General features: G+C 63.0%; 17 protein-coding genes. 16 read left to right on the top strand and 1 reads right to left on the bottom strand.

Annotation, left to right across the window (positions count from 1 at the left end; translation table 11 throughout):
• The first annotated feature begins 37 nt into the window (after positions 1 to 37).
• The 10 genes from N0D28_RS10645 to N0D28_RS10600 all read left to right on the top strand — a co-directional run bounded on the left by N0D28_RS10645 (position 38) and on the right by N0D28_RS10600 (position 8,374).
• A complete protein-coding gene (locus N0D28_RS10645; protein WP_260559500.1) occupies positions 38 to 592 on the top strand; it encodes an NADH-quinone oxidoreductase subunit J family protein in 555 nt (184 codons plus the stop codon).
• Positions 593 to 599: 7 nt separating this feature from the next.
• The gene (nuoK, locus tag N0D28_RS10640) at positions 600 to 902 is read left to right on the top strand and encodes an NADH-quinone oxidoreductase subunit NuoK (protein ID WP_260561879.1); all 303 of its coding nucleotides are present in this window, start codon (positions 600 to 602) and stop codon (positions 900 to 902) included.
• A gap of 3 nt (positions 903 to 905) precedes the next feature.
• Positions 906 to 2,816 (top strand): NADH-quinone oxidoreductase subunit L, encoded by a 1,911-nt coding sequence (gene nuoL, locus N0D28_RS10635; protein WP_260559499.1) that lies wholly within the window; start codon positions 906 to 908, stop codon positions 2,814 to 2,816.
• Entirely contained in the window at positions 2,813 to 4,240 is a 1,428-nt protein-coding gene (locus N0D28_RS10630) for an NADH-quinone oxidoreductase subunit M (protein ID WP_260559498.1), read from the top strand. The genes nuoL and N0D28_RS10630 overlap by 4 nt, the downstream gene beginning before the upstream one ends.
• A gap of 55 nt (positions 4,241 to 4,295) precedes the next feature.
• Positions 4,296 to 5,750: an NADH-quinone oxidoreductase subunit N gene (locus N0D28_RS10625; protein ID WP_260559497.1), complete on the top strand. Its 1,455-nt coding sequence runs from the start codon at positions 4,296 to 4,298 to the stop codon at positions 5,748 to 5,750.
• Between the two features lie 120 nt (positions 5,751 to 5,870).
• Positions 5,871 to 6,029, top strand: a complete 159-nt coding sequence (locus N0D28_RS10620) for a hypothetical protein (protein WP_260559496.1) — start codon at positions 5,871 to 5,873, stop codon at positions 6,027 to 6,029.
• A 4-nt stretch (positions 6,030 to 6,033) separates the two neighbouring features.
• On the top strand, positions 6,034 to 6,231 hold the full coding sequence (locus N0D28_RS10615; protein ID WP_260559495.1) for a hypothetical protein: 198 nt from the start codon (positions 6,034 to 6,036) through the stop codon (positions 6,229 to 6,231).
• A gap of 113 nt (positions 6,232 to 6,344) precedes the next feature.
• Positions 6,345 to 6,536 carry an HAD family hydrolase gene (locus N0D28_RS10610; protein WP_260559494.1) on the top strand — a complete coding sequence of 64 codons (192 nt, stop codon included), beginning with the start codon at positions 6,345 to 6,347 and terminating at the stop codon, positions 6,534 to 6,536.
• A 77-nt stretch (positions 6,537 to 6,613) separates the two neighbouring features.
• A complete protein-coding gene (locus tag N0D28_RS10605) occupies positions 6,614 to 7,087 on the top strand; it encodes a hypothetical protein (RefSeq protein WP_260559493.1) in 474 nt (157 codons plus the stop codon).
• 153 nt (positions 7,088 to 7,240) lie between these two features.
• Positions 7,241 to 8,374, top strand: coding sequence for a pyridoxal phosphate-dependent aminotransferase (locus N0D28_RS10600; protein WP_260559492.1), 1,134 nt, complete (start codon positions 7,241 to 7,243; stop codon positions 8,372 to 8,374).
• 17 nt (positions 8,375 to 8,391) lie between these two features.
• Here N0D28_RS10600 and N0D28_RS10595 read toward each other — a convergent pair whose 3' ends face one another.
• A complete protein-coding gene (locus tag N0D28_RS10595; RefSeq protein WP_260559491.1) occupies positions 8,392 to 9,003 on the bottom strand; it encodes a toast rack family protein in 612 nt (203 codons plus the stop codon).
• A 256-nt stretch (positions 9,004 to 9,259) separates the two neighbouring features.
• On the opposite strand from N0D28_RS10595, the gene N0D28_RS10590 reads away from it, so the two are divergent.
• From N0D28_RS10590 to argH, 6 genes are read left to right on the top strand one after another with little or no spacing between them, the layout of a single operon-like run.
• Positions 9,260 to 10,504: an argininosuccinate synthase gene (locus N0D28_RS10590; protein ID WP_260559490.1), complete on the top strand. Its 1,245-nt coding sequence runs from the start codon at positions 9,260 to 9,262 to the stop codon at positions 10,502 to 10,504.
• Between the two features lie 41 nt (positions 10,505 to 10,545).
• On the top strand, positions 10,546 to 11,028 hold the full coding sequence (locus N0D28_RS10585) for a GNAT family N-acetyltransferase (protein WP_260559489.1): 483 nt from the start codon (positions 10,546 to 10,548) through the stop codon (positions 11,026 to 11,028).
• Positions 11,025 to 11,507: a GNAT family N-acetyltransferase gene (locus N0D28_RS10580; protein WP_260559488.1), complete on the top strand. Its 483-nt coding sequence runs from the start codon at positions 11,025 to 11,027 to the stop codon at positions 11,505 to 11,507. The genes N0D28_RS10585 and N0D28_RS10580 overlap by 4 nt, the downstream gene beginning before the upstream one ends.
• A complete protein-coding gene (locus N0D28_RS10575; RefSeq protein WP_260559487.1) occupies positions 11,504 to 11,986 on the top strand; it encodes a GNAT family N-acetyltransferase in 483 nt (160 codons plus the stop codon). Before N0D28_RS10580 ends, N0D28_RS10575 begins: the two co-directional genes overlap by 4 nt.
• Positions 11,983 to 12,468 (top strand): GNAT family N-acetyltransferase, encoded by a 486-nt coding sequence (locus tag N0D28_RS10570; RefSeq protein WP_260559486.1) that lies wholly within the window; start codon positions 11,983 to 11,985, stop codon positions 12,466 to 12,468. The genes N0D28_RS10575 and N0D28_RS10570 overlap by 4 nt, the downstream gene beginning before the upstream one ends.
• Complete coding sequence (gene argH / locus N0D28_RS10565) at positions 12,465 to 13,889, top strand: argininosuccinate lyase (protein WP_260559485.1); 1,425 nt, start codon at positions 12,465 to 12,467, stop codon at positions 13,887 to 13,889. Before N0D28_RS10570 ends, argH begins: the two co-directional genes overlap by 4 nt.
• The last annotated feature ends 56 nt before the right edge of the window (positions 13,890 to 13,945 follow it).

Below are 13,945 nucleotides of genomic sequence, written 5' to 3'. Positions count from 1 at the left end.
CAGGCAGGCAGGCAGGTTATTTGAATAGAGGTCGAGCGTGCTGACCTTTCTCGTTCTCGCTGTTCTGACCCTGGTTGGCGGCATCATCACCATCTCGGCCCGAAATGCGGTTCACGCCTCGTTGGGGCTGGTCGGCACCCTGCTGACGGTGGCGGGCATCTACGCCACCCTCAACGCTTCGTTTCTGGCGGCCACCCAGGTCATCGTCTACGCGGGCGCGGTGATGGTGTTGTTTCTCTTCGTCATCATGCTGCTGGACGCCAACCGTCCGGTGGAGGAGGCCAACCCGCTGCCCTTCATCGCGCCGCTGGCGGGCGTGGGCGGCGCGGTGCTGGCGGGCGCGTTTGCGATTCTGGCCTTCACTTACAAGGCCCCGCAGCCGCTGGCCGAGAGTTCGGCGGCCTTGCTCAACGGCGCACCCGGCCCGGTGGGCGAAACCCTGCTGACCCGCTTCCTGCTGCCGTTTGAAGCGGTCAGCATTCTGCTCCTGGTCGCGGTGGTCGGCTCGGTGGCCCTGGTGCAGCGGCCCGCTGTGCAGGCTGACCCTGAGCAGCAACCCGAACTGGCCCCGCTGGAAGGGGAGGTGGCCTGACATGGAGCTGGTCCCCACCTCTTATTACATCGCCCTGTCCGGCATTCTGTTTGCCCTGGGCATGATCGGCGTGCTGACGCGGCGCACCGCCATCATGGTCTTTCTGTCGGTGGAACTGATGCTCAACGCCGCCAACCTCTCTCTGGTGGCGTTTGCCCGCGCCTGGGGTGATCTGGTCGGCCAGACTGCCGTGTTCATCGTGATGACGCTGGCCGCCGCCGAGGTCGCCATCGGGCTGGCGATCATCGTGGCTATTTTCCGCAAACGCGAAACCACCAATGTGGACGATCTGGCGTCCCTCAAGGGGTAATCGATGGCTTTATATTGGCTTCCCCTCCTTCCCTTAATCGGCTTCTTGCTGCTGATCTGCGGTGGCCGCTTTTTTAAGGGCACCTCCGGCGGCTGGCTCGGCTCTGGCCTGATCGGCGCGGCCTTCGTCGTGGCGCTCGTCCGCTTCTTCGGCCTGACTGACGTTCCGGCCCACGAAACCCTCTGGACCTGGCTGCCCAACATGGCGCTCGGTACCGGGGGCATCTCGGCCAACCTCAAGGTCGGCTTTTATTTGGATCAACTCTCGTCGATCATGACCCTGGTCATTACTGGCGTCGGCTTCCTGATTCACGTTTATTCCATCAGCTATATGCGCGAGGACGCCCGGTTCACCCGCTTCTTCGCCTTCATGAATTTCTTTGTCGCCATGATGCTGATTCTGGTGCTGGCCGACTCCTACCCGCTGATGTTCGTCGGCTGGGAAGGTGTGGGCGTGGCCAGTTACCTGCTGATCGGCTTCTGGTTCGCCGGTCACAGGGACCACAACGCCGCTGAGGGTGTCAACAACTCCAATGCGGCCCGCAAGGCTTTCATCATGAACCGCATCGGCGATCTGGGGTTCATGCTGGGCATGTTCCTGATCTACAAGGTGTTCGGTACGCTGGTGATTCCCGAACTGGCCGGGCAGGAAGGCACGCTGGCGGTCACGTCGCGGCCCCTGATTGAGCTGATCTGCCTGTTCCTGCTGGTCGGCGCGGTGGGCAAGAGCGGTCAATTGCCGCTCACCACCTGGCTGCCCGACGCGATGGCTGGCCCCACGCCGGTCTCGGCGCTCATTCACGCAGCCACGATGGTCACGGCGGGCGTGTACCTGATTGCCCGCAGCAACTTCTTCTACGATCTGGCCCCCGGCGCATCCATGTGGGTGGCCTGGGCAGGCGGACTGACGGCCCTCTACGGCGCACTCTCGGCGCTCAACCAGACCGACATCAAGAAGATTCTGGCGTACTCCACCGTCTCGCAGCTCGGCTACATGTTTCTGGCGGTGGGCCTGCACAGCTACACGGCGGCGATTTTCCACCTCGTCACCCACGCCTTCTTCAAGGCGCTGCTATTCCTGGCGGCGGGCGCGGTCATTCACGCGCTGCACGAGGAGCAGGACGTGCGCAAGATGGGCGGCTTGGCAAAGAGTATGCCGTTCACCCACATCGTCAGCTTGATCGGCGTGCTGGCGATTTCCGGCATCCCGATCTTCGCGGGCTTCTTCTCCAAGGACGGCATCCTGGCCTCGGCCTTCGCCCAGAACATCCCGCTGTATCTGATCGGGCTGTTCGTGGCCTTTCTGACTGCCTTTTACATGGGCCGCTGGTATTTTTTGGTGTGGCGCGGCGAGTACCGGGGCGACACCAAGCTGTACCCGCATGACGGCGACGCGGTGCTGAGCGCTCCGCTGGGTATTCTGGCGGCGCTGGCGACGGTGGGGGGCTTCCTCAACGTGCCCACGTTCCTGGGCGGCGGACACGTCCTCGACAACTTCCTGGGCCGCGCCATTCCAGTGCACGAACATGCGATCCCGGCGAGTACCGAGTGGATCGCCACCCTGATCGCCGTGGCTGTCGCGCTGGCTGGACTCGGCTGGGCCTTCTACGGGCACCGCCGCCAGGCGCTGCAAGTCGGGCCGCTGGGCCAGTTCAGTTTTCAGGCGCTCTACCTGGACCGGTTCTATAACGCGGTCGTCGGCAACGGCAGTAAGTTCATTTCACGCGGGCTGGACACGGTGGACAACGGCGTGGACGGGGCCATGAACGGCATCGTCAGCAACGTCGGCGCTCCCGGCTGGCTTGTGACCATCTGGCAAAGCGGCTTCGTGCGCGCCTACGCCCTGAGCATGCTGCTTGGCACCGCCCTGATTGTCGGCTACTGGGCACTGAGAGCCATCGGAGACGGCCTGTGATTCACTTTTTCATCTTTTTGCCGGTCCTCGCCAGCTTGCTGATTTTCCTGGTGCCGGTGCGCTGGCGTGAGGAGTTCGCGGGCGCGGCGGCGGGGCTGACCCTGGCGGGCGGCCTGTGGTCGTGGTCGGTGGGTGGTCTGTCCGCCTACAGCATCAACTGGATTCCGGCCATCGGCGTCACCTACAGCGTGCAGATGGACGGCGTGAGTCTGCTGCTCGGCATCGTCACCGCCTTCATGACCCTGATTGCCGTGATTTACGCCGGGAAGCGCATCCCCAATCCCGGCACCATGCTCTCGCTGATTCTGATGATGGAAACCGGGCTGCTGGGCATCTACGCCGCCCGCGACCTGGTGCTGTTCTACGTGTTCTTCGAAGACGCCCTGATTCCGGCGCTGCTGATGCTGGCCATCTACGGCAAGGCGCACCGGATGGCCGCCCTGATCAAATTCGCGGCCTACACGCTGTTCGGCAGCTTGCTGATGCTGATCTCTATCATCGGACTGAAGTATTACGGCGGCAGCCCCACCTTCGCGCTGGCCGATTTGCAGGCCCATCCGGTGACGGGCAGTGTCCAGACCTGGCTGTTTCTGGGGTTCCTGGCGGCGATGGCAGTCAAGTTGCCGCTCTTCCCGATGCACGCCTGGCTCCCCGATTTCCATGCCCAGAACCATGACAGCGGCGTGGCCGACGTGATGGGCACGCTCTATAAGGTCGGCGCGTATGGCCTGTTCCGCTTCGGGATCATCCTGTTTCCCGACGCCATGCTGGAGCTCCGGCCCATTCTGATGGCGCTGGCGGCCTTCACTGCCCTCTATGCCGCCTGGATCGCCTTCTCGCAGACCGACTGGAAGCGCCTGCTGGCCTATGCGGGGCTCTCGCACATGGGGCTGGTCGGGCTGGGCATCTTCTCCATGAACGAGACGGCCATGATCGGTGCACTCTTCCTGCTGGCCTTCCAGAACGTCTACACCGGGGCGCTGTTCCTGGCCGCTGGGATGCTTCAGGAGCGGGTCGGCAGCCTCAGCACCAAGGTCGGCGGCATCATGACCCAGGCTGGAGCACTGAGCGGCCTGACCATGACCCTGTGGTTTGCCTCCATCGCCGTGCCGGGACTGGCGGGGTTCATCGGGGAGTTCAGCATTCTGCTCGGCGCATATCAGGTCTACCCCTGGCTGGCGTTCCTGGCGGGGTTGTCCACCATCGCTGCCGCCGCTTACGCCCTCACCGCCTACCAGACAACCTACTGGCAGGTTCGGCCCGCCGGAGCGGTGCTGGCCCATGATCTACGCGACCTCGACTGGCTGATTCTGGGCGCTCCAGTGGCCGTCGCCATCTTCTTCGGCATCTATAGCGGCCCGGCACTCGCCCTGGTGCAGCCGGTGGTGCGGGCCTGGATGAACGGACTCGGGGGAGGCATATGAGCTGCCAAACGCTGGACTTCAGCTTTTGCCGCGTACCGACCGAAAGGGGCCTCTCTTGAATACTGCTCTCGTTTTGCCCGATGTGGCCCTCGCGCCTCTCTTGCCCATCGCCATCACTCTGCTCGGCGCGATTCTTGCCACGGTGCTGGGCTTTTTCCTGCCCCGGAGATCTATTACGCTGATCAGCATGGCGACGCTGGTGGTGGCGGGCATCAGGATGGTGATGCTGTGGGACAGCAATCTCAGCACCTTTGGCGGCAGTTTGCAGGCTGATAACGTGGCCCTTTCTATCGGCCTGATCATTCTGCTCGGCTCGCTGATGACCTTACTGGTCAGCTACGACAGCGCGGCCCGCGCCAAACTGGCCTTTCCCGAATTTGACGCCATGCTGATGTACGCCGTCACCGGCACGTTGCTGATCGCCTTTTCCGGCGACCTGGTGACCATGCTGATCGGGTTGGAGATCATGAGCTTGTCGGGCTATGTCATCTCCACCTTGCAGGACAGCCGTCGCGCTGAGGAAGCGGGTATGAAGTATTTCCTGCTCGGCGCAGTGGGCAGCGCCATCCTGATCTACGGCATCGCGCTGGTCTACGGCGCAACTGGCACCCTCAATTACGTCGGCATCCGCGACGCCACTGCCGGGCTACAAGTCCAGAACGTCGGTTTGCTGGTCGTCGGTGCCCTGATGCTGCTGTGCGGCTTCGGCTTCAAGGTGGCGCTGGCTCCCTTTCACCAGTGGACCCCCGACCTGTATTCGGGTGCGCCCACCACCGTCGGCCTGTTTCTGAGCACGGTGGTCAAGGTGGCGGCCTTCGCGGGGATGCTGCGGGTCTTCGGCGGGGCCATGCAGAATGTCCCGGCCTGGGCAGCGGTGCTGCAAGTATTGATCGTCGCCACTATCGTGGTCGGTAACCTCGGTGCACTCTTCCAGACCAATTTCAAGCGCCTGATGGCTTACTCGGCGGTGGCCCACACCGGCTTTCTGGCGCTGGCACTCCTGGGTAATCCAGCGACGGGCGGCCCGGCCCTGACCTACTACCTGCTGGTCTACACCCTGATGACGGCGGGCGCGTTTGCGGTGATGGGGGCGTTGCAACGCAGTGAGGTGGCCTTCTCGCTCGACGACATGCGCGGCCTGTTTTACCGCCATCCAGCCTACGCGGTGGCGCTGGCGGTCTGCCTTGGCTCGCTGGCGGGCCTGCCGCCGTTCGCGGGCTTCATGGGCAAATATCTGGCGTTTCAGGTGGCGTTTCAGGCTGGGTACGTGGGCCTCACCATCATCGCGGCGATGGGCAGCGTGGCGGCGCTCATCTATTACCTGCGCCCTGCCATGCTGATGTTCATGCCCGACCGTACCCCCGCCCGCGAGTACCCCGGCGAACGCACGCCCACCACCGCCGCCGTCGTTATCAGCGTGGTCGGCGTGACGGTACTGGGCATTCTGCCGAACTTGGCATATGGACTGGTGGCGAATCCGGCCATCTGGACGGTGCTGGCAGGGCGTTGAAGCAACGCTGAGCGCTGTGAGGGTAGGGCCTTCGTCTGTGGTTGAGACGGGGGCCTTGTCTTTGCTTTGGCTCAACAGCTTGCGGCGCTGCTTGTTCAGTTCAGCCGCTCCCCTGCACTTATGGCCACTTCCCGCCTCCGCGCCGTCATTCTTGACCTCGACGGCATCCTGATCGACGGCAGCGACGTGCACACCCGCGCCTGGGTCACTTCCTTCCGGCAGCGCGGCTTTGACGTTTTCTTTGGGCAGGTGCGCCCCCCCCATCGGCATGGGCGGTGACAAGGTGATTCCCAGGCTGACGGGCCTAGATGCCGAGAGCGAGCAGGGCCAGGCCCTGACAAAAGGTTGGGAGGAGGCGTTCAAACCCATGCTTCCCGACCTTCAGGCCACGCCTGGCGCAGCCAAACTGGTGGCGAGCCCACGCGACCTCGGTTTCAATCTCATGCTCGGCAGCAGCGGCGAGGATGAGATCGTGGAATAGGAGCTGGGATATATCGGCCTGGAAAGCCTGGACGGTGCCCGCGTGACCTCCAGTGAGGTGGGGCCAGCAAGCCCGATGCCGACAGCATCGCGGAGGCGCTGAAGAAGCTCGGCATGGCAGCGGAGGAGACATTGATGATGGGCGACACCGAATATGACGCGGAGGCGGCCCGGAAAGCAGGCGTTCGCTGTGTGCTGCTCCGCTGCGGCGGCAATGAAGAATTGCCGGGCGTGAATTTGCCGGGTGAAGTTTGTGATGATCCGGCGGCGCTGCTGGTGGTCCTGGAGCGCGGCGACCTGGCCTGAAGTGCGAAGATTTGACTTCTTCAGCATTAAGAAGACGTATGGGCAGTGAGCTGGCGGAGTGTTTCATACTGCTTTTTATGAATAAGACCCTGCTCAAAGTGACGACGCTGGTCCTGGCATCAGCTTCTATGGCCTCGGCGGCCAATTATATCGGCGGCTCCGTCGGTTCCGGTCTGTCCGTGCATTACAAGAGCGATTTGACCGACACCTCTGCCGTGCGCTACGGCCTCAATCTCGACGCCCTGAACTTCAACTTCGGCCAGGTTTCGGTGGGCGGCACGGTGGATTACCTCAGCGATATCAGCAGCCAGAACTTTGGCGGCCTGTCGCCCTACTACGGCTTCGGCCTGGGCGCGGGCGTGGGGCTGGGCAGCTTCACCGGCGTCTCGATCTACCCCCACGCACTGGCGGGCCTGAAGTACAACATCGTCGGCGGCCCTCTGAGCGTATTTGGCGAGGTGAACGCGGGCATCCGGGTTTCCGTCGGCTCGGGTACGGGTGTCGGTATTGGCACTGGCGTGCGCATCGGCCTGGATTACCAGTTGCCCTGAACGCTCTTTTCCCTCATGGCCCCTGCCTGATGGTGGGGGCTTTTTTGTGCTTATCTCGATGCCGCGTTTCTGCCTGCCCATTCTTTTTTCTGGACACGCCTTTGTCTGGACGCCGCCGCCGGGCTGTGGGGCCCCAAAGCGCAGACTGAAGGTATGCCCAGCTTGCATGCCCGCACCCGCCTGTCCGCCGAGAGCATCTTTTCCCGCATGAGTCGCCTGGCGGCCCAGCGCGGCGCAGTCAATCTGGGCCAGGGTTTTCCCAGCACGCCGCCGCCTGCCTTCTTGCTGGAGGCCGCCCGCCGCGCGGTGGGCACGGTGGACCAGTACTCACCGCCGATTGGCCTGCCCGCGCTGCGCGAGGCGGTGGCCCAGGATCTGGAGGTTCAGCCGGAACAGGTTGTGATCACCTGCGGGGCCACCGAGGCGATGTTCGCGCTGGCGCAGACGCTGTATGGTCCCAATCCCGGCGGCCAGCCCGACGAGTTGATCGCCTTCGAGCCGGTCTTCGACATTTACCTGCCCCAGACGGTCATGGTGGGCGCAACGTTCGTCGGCGTGCCGCTGAACTTGTCGGCAGAGGGCTGGCGACTGGATATTGATGCACTGTGCCGGGCGGTGACGCCGCGCACCAAAGCATTGATCGTCAACAGTCCTTTTAATCCCACTGGGAGCGTGTTCACGCGGGCCGAGTTGCAGGCAATCGCGGACCTGGCCCGTGAGCACGATTTCTGGCTGATCAGCGACGAAGTTTACGACGAGCTGTATTACGACGTGCGACCCGTCTCGCTGCGGACCCTGGCCCCGGAGCGCACCTTCACCGTGGGCAGCGCGGGCAAGCGGCTCGATGCCACGGGCTGGCGGGTCGGCTGGATCGTAACGCCTGAGGGTGCTGCGCCGGAAGTGGCGGGCTTACATCAGTGGACGACCTTTTGCGCCCCAGCTCCTTTGCAGGCGGCGGTGGCTGAGGCCCTCGGCATAGCGCGGACAAGCGGGTTTTATGATGGGCTGCGCCGCAGCTACCTCAAGAGGATGCAGCTGCTTGCCGCTGGCCTGCGGGACCTCGGCGCGGAGGTGTTCACGCCGCAGGGCACATATTTTCTGACCGCCCGTTTGCCGGGCGTGGACGCTGAGCGACTCGTGACCGAGGGCGGTGTGGCGGTTATTCCACTGGAAGCCTTCTACCGCACCCAGCCCGCGCCGCCGGAGATGCTGCGTCTGGCTTTCTGCAAATCGGAAGCCGAGATCGAAGAAGCGCTGCGACGGTTGAAGGGCTTTTTAAGTCGTTGACATCCGAGAGCGTGCTGCTATTTGATAGTCAGTGTGCCCAGCTGTTTTTTCACAGTCATGTTGACTTTGTACTGGGCACTGTCGTAGTTGGCCGTCTGGTAAGTGCCGTCAAATTTGAGGCCGGCTGCCACTGTTTTCCCATTCATGATCAATGTGCCCTGGGTGAACTGCTTGGCGTTCAGGCGTAAGCCTACATTGGGCGGCAAAGTAATGGTACCGTCGCCCTGCGATTGAGTGAGGGAGACATTTAAATTGGCGGCGGGCAGCATCAGCGTCAGGGTACCGAGTTGCTGTGTGATGGTGAGCGCCGAGAGTTGCAGTGGGCGCAGATCAAGGACGGCGTCGCCCTGCTGGCTCATGACCGTCAAGCTGATGGGCAATTTGGGACTCAGGCCGATGGCCCAGTCACCCAGCGAGTGAGACGCGCTCACGTAGGCCACGCCATTCTTGATGGTGGGTTTGCTGATACCCATGACCGGAGAGGCCCTGGTATTGCCACCGAGCGATAAGTTGCCCAACTCCTGTTTGAGCGTGACATTGACGCTGCTGTAGGGCGTTGCAGCGAGCGCTGAAGTGGTGTTGAGCAGCAGTGCGAGTATCGACAGGTTAAAGATAGGATGAAATGCCATACGGCCCACCTTACTGGACTGAAGTGAAGATGACATCAGCTCGATATGCGAACCTGCCCATGCCGTCGTGTTCACTTGCATAGCTATGCGTTTAAGGCGTATAACCATACGTAGAGAATGCCGACCCCCCCCACCCGACGCTGACCTGCCTGCCCCGCTTTCCGTGAAGCGGGTGGCAAGATCAGGGCCGGGTGATGTGCTGTGGTTTTCAGAAGAATCCGCCTCTTTTCACCGTGCTGTCTGGGAGAATACGAACATGACGCCAACCGAGCAGAAGCCCGAAACGAACGCCGCCAAGCCCAGGATCGTACTGGCTTACTCTGGCGGGCTGGACACCTCCATCATTCTCAAGTGGCTGCAAACAGAGCGCGGCTACGACGTGGTGTGCTTTACTGCCGATCTGGGCCAGGGCGACGAGGTGGAGGAGGCCCGCCTCAAGGCCCTCAGAACCGGCGCGGTGGCCGCTTATGCGCTGGACCTGAAAGAGGAGTTCGTGCGCGACTACGTCTTCCCGATGTTTCGCAGCTCGGCGCTGTATGAGGGCTATTACCTGCTCGGCACCAGTATTGCCCGCCCGCTGATCGCCAAGAAGATGGTGGAAATCGCCGAGAAAGAGGGGGCAGTGGCCGTGTCGCACGGGGCAACGGGTAAGGGCAACGATCAGGTCAGATTCGAGATGACCGCCTACGCCCTCAAACCCGACATCGTGACGGTGGCCCCCTGGCGCGACTGGGATTTTCAGGGCCGCGCCGACCTGGAAGCCTTTGCCCATGAGAATGACATTCCGGTGCCGACCACCAAGAAAGACCCCTGGAGCACCGACGCCAACATGCTGCACATCTCTTACGAGGGCGGCATTCTGGAAGACCCCTGGACTGAGCCGCCCGCCCACATGTTCAAGCTGACTGTTTCGCCTGAAGACGCGCCCGACCAGGCCGAATACGTGGAAGTGGACTTCGTGAACGGCGATCCGGTGAGCATCAACGGCGAGAAGCTGTCACCCGCCGCGCTGTTGACCAAAGCCAATGAAATTGGCGGACGCAACGGCGTGGGCCGGATCGACCTTGTGGAGAACCGCTTTGTGGGTATGAAATCGCGTGGCGTGTACGAGACGCCCGGCGGTACTGTCCTGTACCACGCCCGCCGCGCCGTGGAGAGCCTGACCCTGGACCGGGAAGTGCTTCACCAGCGCGACGCACTGGGCGTCAAGTACGCCGAACTGGTCTACAACGGATTCTGGTTTGCTCCGGAACGCGAGGCCTTGCAGGTTTATATCGACCACGTGGCGCAGAGCGTGACCGGTACGGCCCGCCTGAAGCTGTATAAGGGCAACTGCGATGTGGTGGGCCGCAAAGCGCCGCGCAGCCTGTACGACAAAGACCTGGTGAGCTTCGAGGCGGGCGGCGACTACAACCAGCACGACGCGGGCGCGTTCATCAAGCTCAACGCCCTGCGGATGCGGGTGCAGGCACGGGTCGAGGCGAAGGCCAAGAAGGATTGAATGAAGCACCGGCTGAACCGAATCTGGGTGCCGGTGGGCGGATGGGCTTGCCGAAAGGGTACACATTCTGTGTTGCCCGTCATGAAGACGCCGCGCTCCTGGCCCGTTTCCGCGCCGCCATGTTCAGTGACATGGGTGCACCGCTGGAAGACGGCTGGAAAGCGTGCTGGACGGCTTATTTTGGAGCAGCAGTGATGGATAGGCGGTACTGGTCGGTTCTTGCCGAAGTGGAGGGTGTGCCTGTCTCCTGCGCGGGCCTGATGTTTTTCCCGATGGTGCCCGTGCCGAGCGATCCTGGCGGCCTGCGTGCCCATGTGCAGGGCGTCTATACCGTGCCGGAGCAGCGTGGGCGCGGGCTGGGAGAAGCGCTGACACGAGAGGTTTTGGCTGAGGCCCAGCGGCGGGGTGTGAAATCGGCCAACTTGAATGCTGCCGTGATGGGCCGCCCGATGTACAAACGAATGGGATTTGAAGAAGCCAAAGCGCCCGAGATGCGCCTGAATCTGGGAGCGTGGACGGAGTGAGCCTGCCTGACGGCTTTACCCTGCGCTCTGCCACGCTGGTAGACGCTGAAACCATCCAGGCCCAGCGCGACGCCATGTTCGCTGATATCGGCAGCGGGTTGGAGCAGATTCAGGCCGTTTCAGCCTCCAGTCTGACCTGGCTGCGCCGAACCCTCGCCAGCGGTGCGTATCACGGTCTGCTGCTGGAACACGGCGGGCAGATCGTGGCCGGAGCGGGCGCACAGTGGCAGGAGTTCCAACCCAGCCCCAAGTCGCCTTCCTCAGTGCGGGCTTACCTCGACAACGTGTACGTTGCTCCCCAGCAGCGTGGGCAGGGACTGGCTGGACAGCTGGTGCGGGCGCTGCTGGCCGAGTGTCTGGCGCGGGGGGTGGATCTGGTCAGCCTGCACGCCTCCGATGCGGGGCGGGCCACCTATACCAGACTTGGATTCAAGCCGACGCCCGAACTGCGTTTGCTTTTTGCCGAGGCTGGGCTATGACCTTACCCAAAGGCTTTACCCTGCGCCCTGCCACGCTGGCAGACGCTGAAACCATTCAGAAGCAGCGCGACGCCCTCTTCACGGACACTGGCAGTGATCCAGGGCGGGTGCAGGCAGCCTCTGCTCCTGGTCGGGGATGGTTACGCGGAGCACTGGAAAGAGGAATCTACTTCGGCGTCCTGATTGAAGCTGAGGGGCAAGTGGTGGCCGGTGCGGGTGTCATCTGGCAGGATTTGCCGCCCAGCCCGCGTAACCTTGCTCCAGTACGGGCTTACATCCTGAACGTCTATGTGGCTCCGTCTCAGCGCGGGCAGGGTTTGGCCCAGCATTTGCTGCGAGTTCTGCTGGCCGAGTGTGCTTCTCGCGGTCTGGAACAGGTCAGCCTGCACGCCTCCGACGCGGGGAAACCCACTTACATCAAGCTGGGGTTTGTACCCACCAATGAAATGCGTCTGATTTTTTCTGGGGCCGGACCATGACCTTCACCCTCCGTCCGGCTTTTTCTACTGACGCTGCGGCCTTTCACGCCGTGATGATGGCCGCTGGCATGGATCCGCGCTCAAGCTGGACCCGCACGACGGTTGGGGACATTGCCCGCAGTCTTTCCCTGGGTGGCGGCTTCCTGGCCTGTATAGGGGAGACGGCAGTGGGCTGCGTCAGCTTTCGCCCGGACGGTGTGGAGACACTGACGCTGAACAAACTCGCCACCTTGCCGGACGTGCGCGGGCAGGGCATCGGCGCGGCGCTGGTGCAGGCGGTGGAACAGGTGGCCGCCGAGCGTGGCTACAAGCTGGTACTGCTGGCGGTGTCGCAATACAACCTGGATGCGTTGCCGTTTTACGGGCGGCTGGGGTACGTGGTAGACGCAGCTGCCGAATATTCGTTTCGGAGTCCGACGAGTCCGAGGCCGGTGGTGCTGGTGAAAGCGGTGCCGAATCCTCTCACAAAGGCTGTGACATGACCAATCAAATGAAAGACAAGAAACTCTGGGGTGGCCGTTTCGCTGAAGCCACCGATGGCCTGGTGGAACTCTTCAACGCTTCCGTCGGCTTCGATCAGCGTCTTGCTGAGCAGGATATTCGCGGCTCACTGGCACATGTGCAGATGCTGGGGCAGGTCGGCATTCTCAGCGCTGAGGAAGTCCAGCAGATTCGGGGTGGCCTGAACGATGTACTGGCCGACATCCGCGCCGAAACGTTTGAATGGCGGCAGGACCGCGAAGATGTGCATATGAACGTGGAGGCTGCCCTGCGTGACCGCATCGGCCCGGTGGCGGGCAAGCTCCACACCGCCCGCAGCCGCAACGATCAGGTGGCAGTGGATTTCCGGCTGTTTACCAAAGAAGCCGCGCTCGACCTCGCGGACAAAACGCGGGCGCTGCGGGCGGTGATGCTGGCCGAGGCCGAGAAGCATCTGACCTCCGACAATGGGGAGGGCGTGATTCTGCCCGGCTACACGCACTTGCAGGTGGCCCAGCCCATCTTGCTCAGCCACTGGTTCATGGCGTATGTCGCCATGCTGGAGCGCGATGAGGGCCGCTTCCGCGACGCCGCCGAGCGCATGGACGAATCTCCTCTCGGCTCCTCGGCGCTGGCTGGAACGCCCTGGCCGATTGACCGGCACGCGACGGCGGCGGCGCTGGGGTTCGCCCGTCCCACCGCCAACAGCCTGGACGGTGTGGGCAGCCGGGATTTCGCGCTGGAGTTTTTGAGCGCCTGCGCCATTCTGAGCGCCCATCTGTCGCGCCTCTCGGAAGAATTGATTCTGTACTCCACCTTCGAATTCGGCTTCCTGACCCTGCCAGACAGTCATACCACCGGATCGAGCATCATGCCGCAGAAGAAAAACCCCGACGTGTCCGAGCTGGCACGCGGCAAGGCGGGGCGCGTCTTCGGCAACCTGATGGGCCTGCTGACCGTCGTGAAGGGCACGCCGCTGGCCTACAACAAGGACTTGCAGGAAGACAAGGAGGGCGTGTTCGACAGTTACGACACCCTGTCTATCGTGCTGCGCCTCTACGCTGAGATGCTCCCCAAGACCGTCTGGCACGCCGACAGAACGAAGACTGCCGCCGCGCGTGGCTACTCCACCGCCACCGATGTCGCCGACTTCCTGGCGCGTCAGGGTGTGCCGTTCCGCGAGGCGCACGAAGTTGTGGGCGGGCTGGTCGGGGTGGCTTCCCGCAGTGGCCGCCAGCTCTGGGAACTCACGGACGCCGAATTGAAATCGGCCCACCCGCTGCTGAGCGCCGAGGTTGCCCGGAGCCTGACGGTGGAGGAGAGCGTCAAGAATCGCCTCAGTTACGGCGGCACCGCGCCTGTGCGGGTGCAAGAGGCGGTGAAAGCGGCGAAAGCGGAGGAGAGGGAACGACGAAAACCGTAACCGGCACTCACTACCTCCGCTGCTCCCTCGCGCCTTGCGGGAGAGGGCCGGGGTGA

It is taken from the genome of Deinococcus rubellus (assembly GCF_025244745.1).
GTDB lineage: Bacteria > Deinococcota > Deinococci > Deinococcales > Deinococcaceae > Deinococcus > Deinococcus rubellus.
This window is presented reverse-complemented; position numbering and strand designations above follow the sequence as displayed.

Bases quoted from the DNA above. Each gene is read 5' to 3' on its own strand.
- N0D28_RS10610 (WP_260559494.1), top strand. From the start codon at position 6,345: ATGGCAGCGGAGGAGACATTGATGATGGGCGACACCGAATATGACGCG.
- N0D28_RS10570 (WP_260559486.1), top strand. From the start codon at position 11,983: ATGACCTTCACCCTCCGTCCGGCTTTTTCTACTGACGCTGCGGCCTTT.
- N0D28_RS10590 (WP_260559490.1), top strand. From the start codon at position 9,260: ATGACGCCAACCGAGCAGAAGCCCGAAACGAACGCCGCCAAGCCCAGG.
- argH (WP_260559485.1), top strand. From the start codon at position 12,465: ATGACCAATCAAATGAAAGACAAGAAACTCTGGGGTGGCCGTTTCGCT.
- N0D28_RS10620 (WP_260559496.1), top strand. From the start codon at position 5,871: ATGGCCACTTCCCGCCTCCGCGCCGTCATTCTTGACCTCGACGGCATC.
- N0D28_RS10595 (WP_260559491.1), bottom strand. From the start codon at position 9,003: ATGGCATTTCATCCTATCTTTAACCTGTCGATACTCGCACTGCTGCTC.
- N0D28_RS10585 (WP_260559489.1), top strand. From the start codon at position 10,546: ATGGGCTTGCCGAAAGGGTACACATTCTGTGTTGCCCGTCATGAAGAC.
- N0D28_RS10600 (WP_260559492.1), top strand. From the start codon at position 7,241: ATGCCCAGCTTGCATGCCCGCACCCGCCTGTCCGCCGAGAGCATCTTT.
- nuoL (WP_260559499.1), top strand. From the start codon at position 906: ATGGCTTTATATTGGCTTCCCCTCCTTCCCTTAATCGGCTTCTTGCTG.
- N0D28_RS10605 (WP_260559493.1), top strand. From the start codon at position 6,614: ATGAATAAGACCCTGCTCAAAGTGACGACGCTGGTCCTGGCATCAGCT.
- N0D28_RS10575 (WP_260559487.1), top strand. From the start codon at position 11,504: ATGACCTTACCCAAAGGCTTTACCCTGCGCCCTGCCACGCTGGCAGAC.